Origin of the sequence: Escherichia sp. KTE31 (assembly GCF_000407925.1) — a bacterium.
GTDB lineage: Bacteria > Pseudomonadota > Gammaproteobacteria > Enterobacterales > Enterobacteriaceae > Escherichia > Escherichia ruysiae.
In genome coordinates, this window is sequence record NZ_KE136722.1 from 215,916 (window position 1) to 232,840 (window position 16,925).

General features: G+C 46.9%; 12 protein-coding genes and 1 pseudogene. 7 read left to right on the forward strand and 6 right to left on the reverse strand.

Annotated elements, in window-relative coordinates:
* Window positions 1–5 precede the first annotated feature (5 nt).
* On the reverse strand, window positions 6–905 hold the full coding sequence (locus WES_RS19830) for a LysR family transcriptional regulator (protein ID WP_032147810.1): 900 nt from the start codon (window positions 903–905) through the stop codon (window positions 6–8).
* 518 nt (window positions 906–1,423) lie between these two features.
* Between WES_RS19830 and WES_RS19825 the strand changes: the two genes are divergently transcribed.
* Entirely contained in the window at window positions 1,424–2,026 is a 603-nt protein-coding gene (locus WES_RS19825) for a helix-turn-helix transcriptional regulator (protein WP_001165766.1), read from the forward strand.
* Between the two features lie 50 nt (window positions 2,027–2,076).
* Here WES_RS19825 and WES_RS19820 read toward each other — a convergent pair whose 3' ends face one another.
* Window positions 2,077–3,726 (reverse strand): alpha,alpha-trehalase, encoded by a 1,650-nt coding sequence (locus WES_RS19820; RefSeq protein WP_016160017.1) that lies wholly within the window; start codon window positions 3,724–3,726, stop codon window positions 2,077–2,079.
* 404 nt (window positions 3,727–4,130) lie between these two features.
* Between WES_RS19820 and ccp the strand changes: the two genes are divergently transcribed.
* From ccp to gadW, 4 genes are all read left to right on the forward strand, one after another.
* Window positions 4,131–5,528, forward strand: coding sequence for a cytochrome c peroxidase (gene ccp / locus WES_RS19815; protein WP_016160016.1), 1,398 nt, complete (start codon window positions 4,131–4,133; stop codon window positions 5,526–5,528).
* Window positions 5,529–5,737: 209 nt separating this feature from the next.
* Entirely contained in the window at window positions 5,738–7,138 is a 1,401-nt protein-coding gene (locus tag WES_RS19810; RefSeq protein ID WP_000372165.1) for a glutamate decarboxylase, read from the forward strand.
* Between the two features lie 367 nt (window positions 7,139–7,505).
* Window positions 7,506–8,306: a DNA-binding transcriptional regulator GadX gene (gene gadX, locus WES_RS19805; protein WP_001191771.1), complete on the forward strand. Its 801-nt coding sequence runs from the start codon at window positions 7,506–7,508 to the stop codon at window positions 8,304–8,306.
* Between the two features lie 382 nt (window positions 8,307–8,688).
* Complete coding sequence (gadW, locus tag WES_RS19800; RefSeq protein WP_000951546.1) at window positions 8,689–9,417, forward strand: acid resistance transcriptional activator GadW; 729 nt, start codon at window positions 8,689–8,691, stop codon at window positions 9,415–9,417.
* A gap of 353 nt (window positions 9,418–9,770) precedes the next feature.
* Here gadW and mdtF read toward each other — a convergent pair whose 3' ends face one another.
* Window positions 9,771–12,884: a multidrug efflux pump RND permease MdtF gene (gene mdtF, locus WES_RS19795; RefSeq protein ID WP_000024839.1), complete on the reverse strand. Its 3,114-nt coding sequence runs from the start codon at window positions 12,882–12,884 to the stop codon at window positions 9,771–9,773.
* Window positions 12,885–12,908: 24 nt separating this feature from the next.
* Window positions 12,909–14,018 (reverse strand): multidrug transporter subunit MdtE, encoded by a 1,110-nt coding sequence (gene mdtE / locus WES_RS19790; RefSeq protein ID WP_309476820.1) that lies wholly within the window; start codon window positions 14,016–14,018, stop codon window positions 12,909–12,911.
* Window positions 14,019–14,125: 107 nt separating this feature from the next.
* Between mdtE and WES_RS24630 the strand changes: the two are divergent.
* Window positions 14,126–14,392 (forward strand): annotated as a pseudogene (locus tag WES_RS24630) (hypothetical protein).
* Window positions 14,393–14,429: 37 nt separating this feature from the next.
* Here WES_RS24630 and gadE read toward each other — a convergent pair.
* Window positions 14,430–14,957: an acid resistance transcriptional activator GadE gene (gene gadE / locus WES_RS19785; RefSeq protein ID WP_000576683.1), complete on the reverse strand. Its 528-nt coding sequence runs from the start codon at window positions 14,955–14,957 to the stop codon at window positions 14,430–14,432.
* A gap of 732 nt (window positions 14,958–15,689) precedes the next feature.
* Complete coding sequence (hdeD, locus tag WES_RS19780; RefSeq protein WP_000965661.1) at window positions 15,690–16,259, reverse strand: acid-resistance protein HdeD; 570 nt, start codon at window positions 16,257–16,259, stop codon at window positions 15,690–15,692.
* Window positions 16,260–16,513: 254 nt separating this feature from the next.
* Here hdeD and hdeA point away from each other — a divergent pair, with 254 nt between their 5' ends.
* The gene (gene hdeA, locus WES_RS19775; RefSeq protein WP_000756548.1) at window positions 16,514–16,846 is read left to right on the forward strand and encodes an acid-activated periplasmic chaperone HdeA; all 333 of its coding nucleotides are present in this window, start codon (window positions 16,514–16,516) and stop codon (window positions 16,844–16,846) included.
* Window positions 16,847–16,925 lie beyond the last annotated feature (79 nt).

Below are 16,925 nucleotides of genomic sequence, written 5' to 3' on the forward strand. Positions count from 1 at the left end.
GTCGGTCAGTCCAGGTACTCTTTCATCACACCAGCCAGCCACTGCATAAACAGGTTTACACGGCGGGAAAGCTCCCGACGCTGTGGGTAAACCAGAGAAATGGAGCGTGGTTCGGCGCGGTAGTTGGGTAACACTTCGATAAGCTGTCTGGCGCGTAGGGCTTCGCGTACGGTGACGCGGGGGATCTGAATAATCCCCAGTCCCGCCAGACCGGCGGCAAGATAGTTTTCTCTACTGTTTACCGTCAACATGCCGCCGGACTTAAACCACTGGACGCCATTAACACTGGCAACCTCAAAACCCAACGGATGCGCACCCAGATGTGGCGTGTAATGCACTACCGCGTGCGAAGTCAGGTCGTCGGGACTTTGCGGATAACCAAAGCGCGTCAGATAGTGCGGACTGGCGCAGTTGACCATCGTCAGTTTGCCGAGGGGGCGGGTGATGAGTCCATCGTCGGGCAACGTTCCCGTGCGTACTACGCAATCAAAGCCATCATGAAGAATATCTACCGGACGGTCATTGCTGCTTAATTCCAGTTCAATTCCCGGATATTGATGGAGAAATTCGGGCAGGCGCGGCAGTAGCAGGGTTTTTGCTATCCCGGACGGGATATCGATGCGCAATTTACCGCTGATGCTGGTGGCCTCCTGCTGAAATAAACCGTCCAGTTCGTTGAGATTACTCAACACATCTTTTGCCCGTTGGTAATAGGTCATGCCATCAGGCGTGAGTTTGACCCGTCGCGTGGTGCGCTGGAGAAGCTGGGTGCCAAGTTGATGTTCCAGTGCCTGTATCTGGCGCGAAACACTTCCCTTTGGCAAAGCAAAGAAATCCGCTGCGCGGGAAAAACTCTCCAGCTCTGCGACTTTGATGAACAACTGCATTGCGTGAATTTTATCCATTTCTTTGACCGATTGTTGTTCACAGCGAAACAGTAACGCGTATATCGCATTGTTTATTGTTTTTTCTAACATCTAATGCATGGTTTCACAACGATGCAACGTTGAAAGTGAGGTGATTTTAGAGAATAAAAGGCGGATTCGCGTCTCTGAATAGAGAAATAACCAACAGAAAACCAAAATTTTGATTCGTTTTATAAAATGCTCACACACGACATTGCGTATTTGTGCGTAATCCAGTCACTTTCTTAAACTGTGGATGCTATTAAAGCGTGCGCTGAATTGGCCTGGTTAACCGGAACGTGGCGCGAAAATATAAGGAATTCCTTAAGATTTTTTTAAATAGTGCCCTCGACATGTAATTTCAGGCGTTTAGCTGTAACTATTTATATCGGTAACTATTTTCTGTCTTTCATCTCTGTAGAATGGCCTCTGCCAAATGGCGAATTCTTATTTTGTCTCTCGGGTAATACCCTTCCACTACTTAAGCCTTTTTAACGTATTCAGGTGGAGATTCAGTAATGCAAATAATCATGTTTGACAGGCAGTCAATATTTATTCATGGAATGAAAGTCAGTTTACAGCAACGTATTCCAGGAGTAGGTATTCAGGGCGTCGGTCAGGCAGACGAGTTATGGCAAAAGCTGGAAAGCTACCCTGAAGCCTTAGTTATGCTCGATGGCGATCAGGATGGTGAGTTTTGCTACTGGTTACTGCAAAAAACCGTGGTGCAATTTCCTGAGGTTAAGGTGTTAATCACGGCTTCGGATTGCAACAAACGATGGTTGCAGGAGGTTATTCATTTCAATGTGATGGCGATTGTACCGCGTGATTCTTCGATCGATACGTTCGTGTTGGCGGTCAATAGTGCGGCGATGGGAATGATGTTTCTGCCCGGTGACTGGCGAACCACGCCGGAAAAGGATACGAAAGATCTCAAATCGTTAAGCGCCCGCCAGCGGGAAATTTTAACCATGCTGGCGGCGGGCGAATCGAATAAAGAGATTGGTCGGGCATTAAATATCAGCACCGGAACGGTAAAAGCGCACCTGGAATCGCTCTATCGCCGTCTGGAAGTGAAAAACCGTACCCAGGCAGCGATGATGTTAAATATATCCTCCTGAAGAGGATAATTTTACAGCTAGCAGGAAGTTAGCGGTTGGCTGTAAAAATATTATGGTTCGCCGTATAGACCAATTAAACGACGTACCACACCGTTGGTCCAGCCAAACCCATCCTGCAACGGATATTCGCCCCCGCCGCCCTCGCGGGGGACACCATCGGCAATATGGTATTTCTCGATCAGTTTGTGCTGTTCCAGGTAGAACTGATTCACCGTCTTCAGCCAGCTATGCGCGATCTCATCCCCCAGATAGTCATCACCGTACATTTTAAATCCCTGAATCGCCATCCATTGTAATGGCGCCCAGCCGTTGGGTTTATCCCACTGTTCACCGGTTTCATACTCACTTGCCAGAATCCCGCCCGGCGTCAGTAAACGGCTTCGCACGGCATTTGCCAGACGGTCGGCCTGTTCATGGCTCGCCATGCCCACATATAACGGCACAATGGCAGCAGCGGAAAAGAGAGCCTGCTGTTCGCGCCGCCAGTCGTAATCGCGGTAGAGACCATTTTCATCATCCCAGAGATAATGGTTTACCGCATCGCGGCGGGCATTGGCTTTCTGGCGGAACAGAGTTTCCGTTTCCTTGTCGCCTTTCAGCGCCGAGATGTTGGCGATGGCGCTCTCCAGTTTAAACAGGAAAGCATTCAGATCGATGGGGATGAACTGAGTGGTCCGAATACTCGCCAGGCGACCGGCGTCGCGTAGCCAGCGGGAGGAGTAATCCCAGCCAGAAGCTGCGCCCGCGCGTAAATCGCGGTACACCTCGTTCGGCGGACGACCAGAGTGCTTCGCGGTTTCCACATCCTCCAGCCAGGATTCGTCACGCGGCGTGTCGCGGTCGTCCCAGTAGCGGTTAAGCAGCGAACCATCCGGCATCCGCACTACATGGCGATAGGCCTGATTAGGGATCAGCGATTCTGCTCCGTCCATCCAGAAGGCATATTCCATTTTCAGATGGTCGAGATAGCGGCGCGCTCCGCGTACACCATCTTCTTCAAACAACTCCACCATCAGCGCAAAAACCGGTGGCTGCGAGCGGCTCAAATAGTAGGTGCGGTTGCCGTTGGGGATGTGCCCGTAGTTTTCGATCATCCAGGCGAAGTTATCGGCCATGCATTTCAGCAAATCTTCACGCCCGCTTTCCGCCAGACCCAGCATGGTGAAATAGGAATCCCAATAGTAGGTTTCGCTAAAACGACCGCCAGGGACAATATACGACTGCGGCAGCGCCAGCAGAGAAGACCACGGAATGTGATCCTGCGGCTCGCGGGTTAATACCGGCCATAGCTGGTCGATATGCTCTTTCAGGGAGTTTTGCGGGTCTGATACATACTCGCTGGAGTAGACTTCCGGTAACCAGAAGTGATTTTCAACAAACTTGCGCAAATCGAAATCACGATGACGGCGCACTTTACGATAGCGGATTAAGATATCCAGCGGGTCCATTTTGGGGGCGCAGTCAGGAAACGTTTTACTATCGGGGAAAATTTTTGCCGACTGGACATGTTCGAAAAGTTCGAGATAGCGGTCAGCAGGTGTTAGCGCGTCAGAGGCTGGCAGCCCTTCAATCATTTCGGGTTCTGGCTCTGCCTCGAGCATCTCATCCAGTTTTAATTCATACGGATCCAGTTCATAACAGAGATCGACCTCGACCATCAGTTCGTCTGGATTAGGGTTTTGAATTTTCTGATTGAGCATAAGGATCCGACCTCCGAAATTCGTCTCTAATTATCGGGCTTTCCTTTAAGCGTAGTCATTCGCTCCGGTCGATGGGCGACAAAGCGTGCGGTGGATCACGTTTATTAATGGGGCAAAAAATATAACGCACTAATATCAATGGAATTTATAAAAATAAGAATTCCATGTTGTTTTTCATTTTCGGAACATTCAATCATGGTCTCCCCGTAATCATGATATGCCATTCCTGATCTGAGTAATAGGTATAGGCTATCTTATTGATAGTTTATATTCATGTAATTGATTGATTCCTATCAAAAAGCTAATTCCCCTGTTTTTTATGATGGTTTAGTCTCGCAGAGACGTTTGCAGCATTCTGGAAAATTTTCTGGGTCACAATAACTCACTACCGTGAGGGAAGAATAATGAAAATGGTCTCACGTATTACCTCGATCGGCCTGGCTGGCGTCGCGATTTGCTATTTAGGATTATCTGGTTATGTGTGGTACCACGATAATAAACGCAGTAAACAGGCTGATGTTCAGGCATCTGCTGTCAGTGAAAATAATAAGGTTTTAGGTTTCCTCCGCGAAAAAGGATGCGACTATTGCCATACGCCTTCCGCAGAATTACCCGCCTATTATTATATTCCTGGCGCGAAACAGTTGATGGATTACGACATTAGGCTCGGATATAAATCTTTTAACCTCGAGGCAGTGCGTGCGGCTCTGCTGGCAGATAAACCCGTTTCGCAAAGCGATCTGAACAAGATTGAATGGGTGATGCAGTATGAAACTATGCCGCCAACGCGTTATACCGCACTGCACTGGGCGGGTAAGGTGAGTGATGAAGAGCGGGCGGAAATACTCGCCTGGATTGCAAAACAGCGCGCGGAATATTACGCCAGCAATGACACCGCGCCGGAGCACCGTAATGAACCGGTGCAGCCCATCCCGCAAAAACTGCCTACCGATGCGCAAAAAGTGGCGTTGGGGTTTGCCCTGTATCACGATCCCCGTTTATCGGCTGATAGCACCATTTCTTGTGCTCATTGTCATGCGCTGAATGCGGGAGGTGTTGATGGCAGAAAAACGTCGATTGGCGTCGGTGGTGCGGTCGGGCCGATTAATGCGCCGACGGTGTTTAACTCGGTGTTTAACGTTGAGCAATTCTGGGATGGTCGTGCGGCAACATTGCAGGATCAGGCGGGTGGGCCGCCGCTGAATCCGATTGAAATGGCGTCCAAATCCTGGGACGAAATCATTGCGAAGTTGGAAAAAGATCCTGTGCTGAAAGCGCAGTTCCTCAAAGTTTATCCGCAAGGTTTCAGTGGTGAAAATATTACTGACGCAATTGCTGAATTTGAGAAAACATTAATTACGCCGGATTCACCGTTTGATAAATGGTTGCGTGGTGATGAAAATGCGCTGACTGCGCAGCAGAAAAAAGGTTATCAATTATTTAAAGATAATAAATGTGCAACGTGTCATGGCGGTATTATTCTCGGTGGACGTTCTTTCGAACCGCTGGGTCTGAAAAAAGACTTTAACTTTGGTGAAATTACGGCGGCGGATATTGGTCGTATGAATGTTACTAAAGAAGAACGCGATAAACTGCGTCAGAAAGTACCCGGTTTACGTAACGTTGCGCTAACGGCGCCGTACTTCCATCGCGGCGATGTGCCGACGCTGGACGGGGCGGTGAAACTGATGCTGCGCTACCAGGTAGGTAAAGAGCTGCCGCAGGAGGATGTGGATGATATCGTGGCATTCCTGCACAGCCTGAACGGAGTTTACACACCGTATATGCAGGATAAACAATAATTAATTCGAACGCCCGAACAGGAATTTCGGGCGATTTTTATTACGATAATAAAGTCTGTTTTTTATATTATCATGTTAAATGTTTATATTATAAAAAGTCGTTTTTCTGTTTAGGATTTTGTTATTTAAATTACACCCGCAACGCCTTGCGTCCATTCCAGATAAATCCTACTTTTTTATTGCCTTCAAATAAATTTAAGGAGTTCGAAATGGACCAGAAGCTGTTAACGGATTTCCGCTCAGAACTACTCGACTCGCGTTTTGGCGCAAAGGCAATTTCCACTATCGCGGAATCTAAACGTTTTCCGCTGCACGAAATGCGCGATGACATCGCATTCCAGATTATCAATGATGAATTATTTCTCGACGGTAACGCCCGTCAGAACCTGGCGACTTTCTGCCAGACCTGGGACGACGAAAATGTTCATAAGCTGATGGATCTGTCGATCAACAAAAACTGGATCGATAAAGAAGAATATCCGCAGTCCGCAGCTATCGACCTGCGTTGTGTAAATATGGTTGCCGATCTGTGGCACGCGCCTGCGCCGAAAAACGGTCAGGCCGTTGGCACCAACACCATTGGTTCTTCCGAGGCCTGTATGCTCGGCGGGATGGCAATGAAATGGCGTTGGCGCAAACGTATGGAAGCCGCAGGTAAACCGACCGATAAACCCAACCTCGTGTGCGGGCCGGTGCAAATCTGCTGGCATAAATTTGCCCGCTACTGGGATGTGGAACTGCGCGAGATCCCTATGCGCCCCGGTCAGTTGTTCATGGACCCGAAACGCATGATTGAAGCCTGCGACGAAAACACCATCGGCGTGGTGCCGACTTTCGGTGTGACTTACACCGGTAACTATGAGTTCCCGCAACCGCTGCACGATGCGCTGGATAAATTCCAGGCTGATACCGGTATCGACATCGACATGCACATCGACGCCGCCAGCGGTGGCTTCCTGGCGCCGTTCGTGGCTCCTGATATTGTCTGGGACTTCCGCCTGCCGCGCGTGAAATCGATCAGTGCTTCAGGTCATAAATTTGGTCTGGCTCCGCTCGGCTGCGGCTGGGTTATCTGGCGTGATGAAGAAGCACTGCCGAAAGAACTGGTGTTCAACGTTGACTATCTCGGCGGTCAAATCGGGACTTTCGCCATCAACTTCTCTCGCCCCGCCGGTCAGGTAATTGCGCAATACTATGAATTCCTGCGCCTTGGTCGCGAGGGCTACACCAAAGTACAGAACGCCTCTTACCAGGTCGCCACTTACCTGGCGGATGAAATCGCTAAACTGGGACCGTATGAATTCATCTGCACTGGTCGCCCGGACGAAGGTATTCCGGCGGTCTGCTTCAAACTGAAAGACGGCGAAGATCCGGGATACACCCTGTATGACCTCTCTGAACGTCTGCGCCTGCGCGGCTGGCAGGTTCCGGCCTTCACCCTCGGCGGTGAAGCCACCGACATTGTGGTGATGCGTATTATGTGCCGCCGTGGCTTCGAAATGGACTTCGCTGAACTGTTGCTGGAAGACTACAAAGCCTCCCTGAAATATCTCAGCGATCACCCGAAATTGCAGGGTATTGCTCATCAAAATAGCTTTAAACATACCTGATAACAGGATGCTATAAGGGACCTCAGCCCCGGCTGGCAAGCCGGGGCTGAGAGTTCGGTCAGAATATAACCCGGAAATATTGGTTTATATTCATATTGTTATTAAGTTGTATAAAGTATGAATGTTTATAAATTATAATGGTATAAGTGAAATATCACCTTAAGGTATTATTCGCCTGGTATTCATTATCTTGCATTTTTATCTATGCATTTTTGTATTATAAATACCATAATACTGCGCAATTTATTCCACTCATTATCCTTTTTCTTACCGCTTCGTTTAAATTTATACGCCAGTAAATTTGACTTAGATATAATGCGTGCTACATTAATAAACAGTAATATGTTTATGTTATATTAAGTCAACTATGCAATCACAACATGGCACTTGTCTCATTGCGTACGCAACACATAAATATATTCTCACCGTGGCTAATGGTGAATATCGCTATTTGAATGGCGGTGATTTGGTCTGCGCGGATGCAAGTCAGGTTTTAGTTTCTAACTCCTTAGAAAATTTAGTATTTGTCACGAAGGAAACGCTTTCATTATTTCTCCAGATGCTCAAGGAGGAGGCATTAATTTTCCATGCTCATAAAAAAGCACCTTCGTTAATTATTCACCACTGCGCCAAAGAAATTCCAGTTTTTCAGGAAGTTGCACAACTCTCGCAGCAACATAATCTCCGCTATGGTGAGGTATTGCGCAAAAGAGCATTAATATTTGCATTATTGTCCGTTTTTCTTGAGGATGAGCAGTTTATACCGCTACTTGTGAACATATTACATCCCAATATGCGCACGCGAGTTTGTACAGTTATCAACAATAATATCGCTCATCAATGGACACTATCACAGATCGCCAACGAGTTACTGATGAGTCAGAGTCTGTTAAAGAAAAAATTGCGTGAAGAAGATACGTCTTATTCACAACTGCTCACCGAATGTAGAATGCAGCGTGCATTACAACTTGTTGTAATGCCTGGTATTCCAATAAAACGTGTAGCAATGTCCTGTGGCTATAACAGCATGTCATATTTTATTTACGTTTTTCGAAATTATTATGGGATGACACCCACAGAGTATCAGGAACAAATAGCACAAGGAAGGTTCAATGGCGACTCAATGACAAGGCTTGTTACAGAGGAAAATTTTATAGTTCGGCTGTAAGAATAAGATTACAAAGTCTGCCCGAACATAAAAAAAACCCGGCATAGGGGACCGGGAAGAGGATAGTCTGCCGTCTCCAGACTAATAAACCGTTATAACACTCCCTGTTGGCACGGGAAACTTTTGTGCTCTCAGTAAGTTAAATATAACGTTTGCTGGAGATAAGATCAGCCAAATTTTTATAAACATAGGCTATACGATTTTTAAAAATATAATTTTATTGTATTTACTTACTTCCAATTAACTGTTATGCAAATTTGCGTAATAGGTAAATTATGATCCTACTAAATATGGCAGTTTTAGCCCTGAGGAACAGTCAGGCATCATTTCATCAGTATACTGAAATTGAAATAATCGCAGTAATGGAATATAAGGGATAGTCATGGCTCATGTTTGCTCGGTGATCCTCGCCTGCCGTTCGTTCGATATTTATCATGAACAGCAAAAAATATCGTTGAACAAAGAGAGTATTCTACTACTGGAGAAAAATTTGGCAGACGATTTTTCGTTTTGTTCACATGATACGCGACGTCTGGATATCGATGAGCTGACGGTTTGCCATTACTTACAAAATATTCGTCAGGCACCACATAATTTGGGGCTACATAACAAAAATCGTTTATTAATTAACCCAGAGCCGCCCATGCCTCTGGTGATAGCGATTTTTGATAGTTTTGCTAAATCCGCTGTAAATTCTCCGATATTGAGCAATATGCTCTATCTTTCCTGCTTATCAATGTTTTCTCATAAGAAAGAGCTTATACCCTTACTTTTTAACAGTATCAGCACTGTCTCGGGGAAAGTTGAACGTATTATTAGCTTTGATATAGCCAGGCGTTGGTATCTGCGTGATATCGCAGAAACAATGTATACCAGTGAGAGCTTAATCAAAAAAAAGTTGCAGGAAGAAAATACTTGCTTCAGTAAAATATTACTCGCCTCGAGGATGTCGATGGCCAGAAGACTACTTGAGTTACGGCAAGTTCCTCTACATACCATTGCTGAAAAATGTGGGTATAGCAGTACGTCGTACTTTATAAATACATTTCGACAATATTATGGCATCACACCACATCAGTTTGCACAGCATTCGCCGGGAACCTTCTCCTGATTTTGGGTATTGGTCAGGATCTCACACTCGCTGCATGTAAAACTCTTTCCTGATTATCTCTGCCGGAACCAACGGCAAGTTCTCTTTGGCAGTTCGCAAACGGGTATTAGTATTTTCAGGAGGAAAAGACGCAGCATGTTTGGGATTATTAAGCTAACAATTCATATAATTACGGGAATGCTGGTCTGTATTGTGCTGTTCAAATTGATGACCAATGGCTGGAGTGGTTTCTACTTTCACTGCTGTTTGTTAAGTCTGGTATTCCTCACGATTAGCTGGTTGTTGAGTAGTGAGTGGTTGCGAGGAAAGAGTAAGGCCGAACGCTCATGTTCAACCTTACTCTCATTCATACGTTACGCTTTTTTAAAGCGGGCAAAGAGATGTTCCACAACGACGAAAAAGACGGGAACGAAGTAAATTGCCAGCACAGTTGCTGCAAACATCCCCCCCATAACGCCTGTACCTACCGCGTTTTGTGCGCCGGAACCTGCGCCATGACTGATAACCAGCGGCAGTACGCCAAGAATAAAGGCCAGAGAGGTCATGAGGATTGGGCGTAAACGCATCCGCGCCGCTTCGATAATCGCTTCTACCGGCGTCTTCCCTTCTTTCTGCATCATCTCAACCGCAAATTCGACGATCAGGATGGCGTTCTTGGCGGAAAGCCCGATGGTGGTCAGCAACCCGACCTGGAAGTAGACGTCATTGCTTAAGCCGCGCAGGTCAGTTGCCAGTAATGCACCAATGACACCCAACGGTACAACTAACATCACCGAGAACGGAATTGACCAGCTTTCATACAGCGCGGCGAGGGCGAGGAACACCACGACCAGTGAAATGGCATACAGTGCGGGAGCCTGGTTGGAGGATAACGCTTCCTGATATGACAGCCCGGTCCAGGAGTAGCCGACGCCCGCCGGAAGTTTAGCGACCAGATCCGCCATAAATTTCATCGCGTCACCGGTACTTTTCCCGGCAGCGGCTTCCCCTAAAATCTCCATCGACGGAATGCCGTTGTAACGTTCCAGTCGCGGCGAACCGTAGGTCCATTCTGTTGAAGAATAGGCAGAAAGCGGAGCCATCGTGCCAGAGGCGTTGCGTACATACCATTGGTTGATGTTGTCTGGCAGCATACGGAAGGGCGTTCCAGCCTGGACATACACTTTTTTCACACGCCCCTGATTGAGGAAGTCGTTGACGTAGCTACTGCCGAAGGCGGTAGAGAGGGTCTGGTTGATATCAGACAGTTCCACGCCCATCGCTTCGGCTTTCGCGGCGTTGACGTTCACTTTGAACATCGGCGTATCTTCCAGGCCGTTCGGGCGAACCGCTGTTACCTGATCGGGTGATTGTGCTGCCAGCGACAACAACTCGTTTCTCGCCTGGGTCAGCTTTTCGTGCCCCAGGTTGCCGTTGTCCAGTAGTTCCATATCAAAACCTGATGCTGTACCCAGCTCCGCTACCGCAGGTAAGTTGAACGGGAAAATCATCGCTTTATTGATACTGCTCAGAGCCACCATTGCCCGCTGAATGATTGCGGTCACCGAGTTTTCTTCGCCGACGCGTTCAGACCACGGCTTGAGGCTGATAAACGCCAGACCGTTGTTTTGCCCCTGACCACTGAAGCCAAAGCCACCAACGGTAAACACCGACTGGACATTATTTTTCTCTTTGGTCAGATAGTAATCAGTCACCTGTTGCAGCACTTTCGTGGTGTTAACCATGGTGGAACCTGACGGTAACTGCGCGGTGGTCATAAAGACCCCCTGATCCTCTTCCGGTAAGAAAGAGGTCGGTGTCCGCAGGAACAGTACCGCCATCCCGGCACAAATCAGTAGGTAAACCACCATATAGCGACCAGTGCAACGCAGCAGTGAGCGGGTGCTGTCGGTATAGTGCTGAGTCGATTTTTCAAACAGATGGTTGAAGCGTTCGAACAAGGCGTTCGGTTTGTGACCACCTTCCGGTGCGGCTTTCAGAATGGTGGCGCAAAGTGCCGGGGTCAGGCTCATCGCCACAAACACCGAAAGCAACATGGAGGAAATCAGCGTAATGGAGAACTGGCGATAAATTTCCCCGGTCGCGCCGCTCATAAAGGCCATTGGCATAAACACGGCGGACAGAACAACGGCAATCCCGACCAACGCACGCTGGATTTGCCCCATCGATTTATGCGTCGCTTCCTGCGGCGGTAGCTTATCTTCCGCTATCACGCGCTCGACGTTTTCCACCACCACGATGGCGTCATCCACCAGAAGCCCTATAGCTAACACCATCCCGAACATGGTGAGGGTGTTGATGGTAAAACCGACCGCCGACAAAATCGCGAACGTACCGAGAATAACCACCGGCACGGCGATAGTCGGGATAATCGTAGCGCGAATGTTCTGTAAAAACAGATACATGACCAGGAAGACGAGGATGATCGCCTCAACCAGCGTTTTGAAAACTTCCTGAATTGAAATTTGGATAAACGGCGTAGTGTCGTAAGGATAAACCGTCTTCAGGCTGGCGGGGAAATAGGCTGATAAGCGGTTGAGTTCTGCTTTTACTGCCCGCGAGGTATCGAGCGCGTTTGCCCCGGTAGCCAGTTTGATGGCGATACCGGCGGCAGGTTTGCCGTTATAGCGCGCCACGGTGGAATAATCTTCCGCCCCCAGCTCGACGCGAGCAACGTCGCGCAGCAATACTTGCGAACCATCTTGCTGAACTTTCAGCAGGATTTTGCCAAATTCTTCCGGCGTTTGTAGGCGCGTCTGCACAATGATTGAGGCATTCAGTTGCTGGTCTGCCGCCTGTGGCATCCCCCCCAGTTGACCGCCGGAAATCTGGTTGTTTTGTACTTTGATTTGGGAAATAACATCAGAAGGAACGAGATTGTATTTATTGAGTTTTTGCGGGTCCAGCCAGATACGCATGGCGTACTCTGAACCAAAGAGCTGTACGCTACCGACACCTGCGGTACGGCTGAGTGGATCTTTAATATTAGAAGCCACATAGTCCGCGATGTCGTACTGGTTGAGGCTGCCGTTATCAGAGATAAACGCCGCCACCATCAGGATATTGCTGCTCGATTTATTGACGCTAATTCCTTGTTGCTGTACCGCTTCGGGGAGCGATGGCATGGCGAGTTGCAGTTTATTTTGTACCTGAACCTGCGCGATATCGGGCGATGTTCCCGTCTCAAAGGTCAGGGTGATGGATGCATTACCTGCTGCATCGCTGGTTGATGACATATACATCAGGCCATCAAGCCCATTCATATTTTGCTCAATCACCTGAGTGACTGAGTCTTCTACCGTTTGCGCATCAGCGCCCGGATAGGTGGCGCTGACGGTGATGGTCGGCGGCGCAATCTGCGGATACTGCGCAACCGGTAAGTTCATGATCGCCAGACCGCCTGCGAGCATCAAAATAATGGCAAGTACCCAGGCAAAAACCGGGCGATCAATAAAATAGTTAGCCATGAAAGTCCCCTTAAGCCTGCAACGTTATTGTTTCGATTCGGTGCTGGCGTTTTCCTGGCTGGAGGAAATTGCGCGTGCCTTGATACCCGGATGTATGCGTTGCAAACCGGAAACGATCACCCGATCGCCAGCTTGCAGGCCAGAGGTAACAATCCACTGGTTTCCGATAGCTTTGGTCGCGTCAATTTCGCGTAACTGCACGACATCGTCTTTATCCAGAATGAGCGCCGTCGCTTTACCCTGAGCGTTGTGGGTAACACCTTCCTGCGGCACCAGTAACACATTCTGGCGGCTACCTTCATCCACTAATGCTGTGACGTACATGCCTGGCAGTAAGTCACCATTTGGATTGGGGAAAATCGCACGCAACGTGACGGAACCCGTGGTTTCATCTACCGTCGGGTCGGAAAATTTCAGCGTGCCGGTCTGGCTGTAACGTTTGCCATTTTCCAGATTAAGCTGCACAGGCGTACTGCCCTGAACCTGTTTGATCTGCCCACTGGCGACTTCCTCTTTCATGCGCAAAAAATCTTGCACTGACTGGGTGAGATCGACATAAATCGGGTCAAGACGCTGCACGGTAACCAGGGAATCAGCTTGATTAGCAGTAACTAATGCGCCGACGGTCACCGACGATTTTCCGCTGACGCCCGTAATCGGCGAGGTGACATTTGCGTATTGCAGATTGATCGTCGCCTGCTCAACAGCCGCTTTGGCGACGGTGACGTTGGCTTCTGCTTCATTCAGTTGGGTGCGCGCGGTGTCGTAATCCTGACGGCTAACGTAGTTGGTCCTCAGCAACGATGCCTGGCGGTTAAAGGTGATGCGGGCATTGCTGGCGGTGGAGAGAGCTTTCGCCAGCGAACCTTTGGCGGAGTTCAGCTCTGCCTGTAAAGGTGCAGGATCAATCTGATACAGCGAGTCGCCCTGGTTAACTTTATCGCCTTCGATAAAGTTGCGTTTAATGATAATGCCGCCTACCTGGGGGCGTATCTCAGCAACTTCATAAGGAACAGTTCTGCCGGGCAGTTCGCTCATCACATTGACCGAACCGGGAGAGAGTGTCACCACACCCACTTCAGGTGTCATCGCGGCGGCATTTTCCGTCGATTTGTCATCGCAGGCGGTGAGTATCGCGCCGCAGAATAACAACGGTATTAACAGTATTCTTTTTCTGTTCATTTTAGTCCCTGAAAACTCGTGAGAAATAACGGTTCTTTGAATTGCGTGCGGGGAGAGGTATGAGGGATTTACAGACCAGCGGCATAATGCAAGTCATGAGCTTGTAAGCCTGTGAGAGAGCATGTAGGCAGAGCGACCAATATCGTGATGTTAATGGCAAAAAAAATGTTGCCGTTCTGCCGACAGTCTCTGTCTGCATCCGGGCAACGAAGGTTTCTACTGGTGGATACACAAACCAGGGGAATAAATTCGTTTTCGCTTCTCCTTGGGTTATCACCGGGAGTAATGGAGTCAGCATTTGCATCCCTCGTCATGCCAGCCATTAATTTCAAACAATTATCGCTGGGTCACTTCGGCGCCTTATTAAAAATAAGAAGAAATTCCCAGAGTCACGATGTCGCTCATACGTCTCAGTTTCAGCTTGTACATGATATTGAATTTCTGGATCTTTAACGTTTGCTGCGAAATATTTAGTGTTGATGTGATATTACTTTCATTTTTGTTTTTCAGAATCAGTTGCATAATTTTGAATTGATTATGCGAGAAACATAATTGAGAATTCTTATGGGGTAAGTGTTTTCCATAAGTAATATCAATCAGGTTTTTAATACTTTCTTTGCGGCTGATAAAATAAATAGGCGACTGACTTTTCAGTTTACTGATGTGATAAGGTGCCAGAACAATGATTCTTTCGGCATCTAATTTCTCAAGAAACTTAATAGCTTCTTCATCAAGGATATGATTATGATAGGTATCAATGATCACCTTGAATGGTTTGTTGCCTATGCTTTTGAGCTCTGACAGGGAATTGATTTTTATCATTTCGTGATTATCTTTCAACTGCAAAAAGCCCTGTAAAAGAAAAGAATCCTTCGTCATGAGAAAAATCATAACTTGCTCCTTAGCCGTTATCGTTTCGAACATGCTGTCCTTTTCATTATTTACATCCATGTCCGAATATGGTGTTCAATATAGTAAACGCCTATAAGAACCTTGCCCTTCGTGAACTAATACGTCTATTAACACTAATCAAAACTTCAGATTTAGCCATCATCTGGTCCATATATTGATCCTAGGTAAGATTCCTGGTTGTTATTGATTTGTAATTAATAAACAAAACATTAACACGCTGCGGACTTCTACCCAAGAATAAGTTATAAATAATCCATTTGTGATCTCTGAAGAATATTACTAAAGTTAAAGCGTAATCCGATTTAAATATTGAGTCTCCTTGTTTCTATTTAAGCTGGCAATTGGATTGCCAGCTTTCTTTTAGTGCATTGATAGTGAAAAAATAAACTCTGTAATATTTGTTTATCTACCTATAGCATCGATGTTTATGGAACCTTCAGTTCACTTTCTCACAGCACTTCTAAAACATTAAACCTGACAACGAAAAATATCAGCCATGATAATGTTTGAAATGGCTAATTCGCCGTGAAATAAATAAAAAATACAAAAATTTCATATAGTTGATTTAATCGCTGTGCGCGATTTATTTCAACGATAGTACGTGTTTTATCAAAGTAGCCATGCGGTGGTGTGGGTATTAGCCACCTCATAATCATTGTGCGTGACTATGAGGCAGGCTAAAAAATAGAGCGGAGATACGTCGGCTAGTTATTATTTTTTAACGAACAAACTAGCAAAACTGAACAGGCTGGCGGCGCTAAATATGAGTTCGATCCCTACCAGGGTAGATACCAATGTCACAGAAACCATCGGTGTTGCGCCAAGGAATATCCAGGCAATGACGATATCCAGCACACCAATAACGAGTTGTAGCCAGCTACCTTTCATTGAACGCTGACGATACCAGCTCATCAGGCGAATAACCCCTGCGACGCAGAACAGACCCGCAATAAACGCTGCAATGGCGAAAATCCCTAGCTCCGGTGCGCGGATAAAGAAATAGCCGATCAATAAATAGGCTACTGCCACGAGGAACCCCGATAATACAGGCCAGAAATTATGACTGCGGTTGCTGAATAATCCAACAATAAGTGCAATGCCCGAGCAGATTAATAATACGCCCACTACTGTGCTTAGAATATCACCAGAAACAAACGGGAAACTGATACACAGTAAACCGACGATGAACAGCAGTACTGCAATAAACTGGATCGCTCTGCGATGCTTCTTAAGCATATCCAGATCAAACTTCAAAATTGTTGCCTTATCTATATATAACATAGAACCACCCTATAAATTTAAGAAGGAAAACCCCTGCTATCAATCTATGCCAAAAATGCATCTGAGAATGCAGTTGATTTAATAAAAATTTCCTAATTACCGTGCTTGATGACCGTGTAACTTGTTGTATTAGAATAAAAATATCTGATTTTGATATTTTGTCTCAACATGACATACCCAGAAATCCAGGTTATAACCTCAATGTCGAAATTGATTCGTGACGGCTCTTTCACTTTATAGTTGAGGATATTACGATGAAAAAAGTATTAGGCGTTATTCTTGGTGGGCTGCTTCTTCTACCTGTAGTGAGCAATGCAGCCGATGCGCAAAAAGCAGCTGACAATAAAAAACCTGTCAACTCCTGGACCTGTGAAGACTTCCTGGCTGTAGACGAATCCTTCCAGCCGACTGCTGTCGGTTTTGCTGAAGCTCTGAATAATAAAGACAAACCGGAAGATGCGGTTTTAGATGTTCAGGGTATTGCAACCGTAACCCCTGCGATCGTTCAGGCTTGTACCCAGGATAAAAAAGCCAGCTTTAAAGATAAAGTTAAAGGCGAATGGGACAAAATTAAGAAAGATATGTAATTACGGGAATGCGTTACATCGTATTTCCTTAAATATTGAACAGGCCGGAATATCTTGCTTATAAAGCAGGTAATCCTCC

Excerpts from the sequence above, each read along its gene's own strand:
- WES_RS19830 (WP_032147810.1), bottom strand. The coding sequence starts at position 905 with ATGGATAAAATTCACGCAATGCAGTTGTTCATCAAAGTCGCAGAGCTG.
- WES_RS19825 (WP_001165766.1), top strand. The coding sequence starts at position 1,424 with ATGCAAATAATCATGTTTGACAGGCAGTCAATATTTATTCATGGAATG.
- gadW (WP_000951546.1), top strand. The coding sequence starts at position 8,689 with ATGGCTCATGTTTGCTCGGTGATCCTCGCCTGCCGTTCGTTCGATATT.
- gadE (WP_000576683.1), bottom strand. The coding sequence starts at position 14,957 with ATGATTTTTCTCATGACGAAGGATTCTTTTCTTTTACAGGGCTTTTTG.
- WES_RS19820 (WP_016160017.1), bottom strand. The coding sequence starts at position 3,726 with ATGCTCAATCAGAAAATTCAAAACCCTAATCCAGACGAACTGATGGTC.
- hdeA (WP_000756548.1), top strand. The coding sequence starts at position 16,514 with ATGAAAAAAGTATTAGGCGTTATTCTTGGTGGGCTGCTTCTTCTACCT.
- gadX (WP_001191771.1), top strand. The coding sequence starts at position 7,506 with ATGCAATCACAACATGGCACTTGTCTCATTGCGTACGCAACACATAAA.
- ccp (WP_016160016.1), top strand. The coding sequence starts at position 4,131 with ATGAAAATGGTCTCACGTATTACCTCGATCGGCCTGGCTGGCGTCGCG.
- WES_RS19810 (WP_000372165.1), top strand. The coding sequence starts at position 5,738 with ATGGACCAGAAGCTGTTAACGGATTTCCGCTCAGAACTACTCGACTCG.
- hdeD (WP_000965661.1), bottom strand. The coding sequence starts at position 16,259 with ATGTTATATATAGATAAGGCAACAATTTTGAAGTTTGATCTGGATATG.
- mdtF (WP_000024839.1), bottom strand. The coding sequence starts at position 12,884 with ATGGCTAACTATTTTATTGATCGCCCGGTTTTTGCCTGGGTACTTGCC.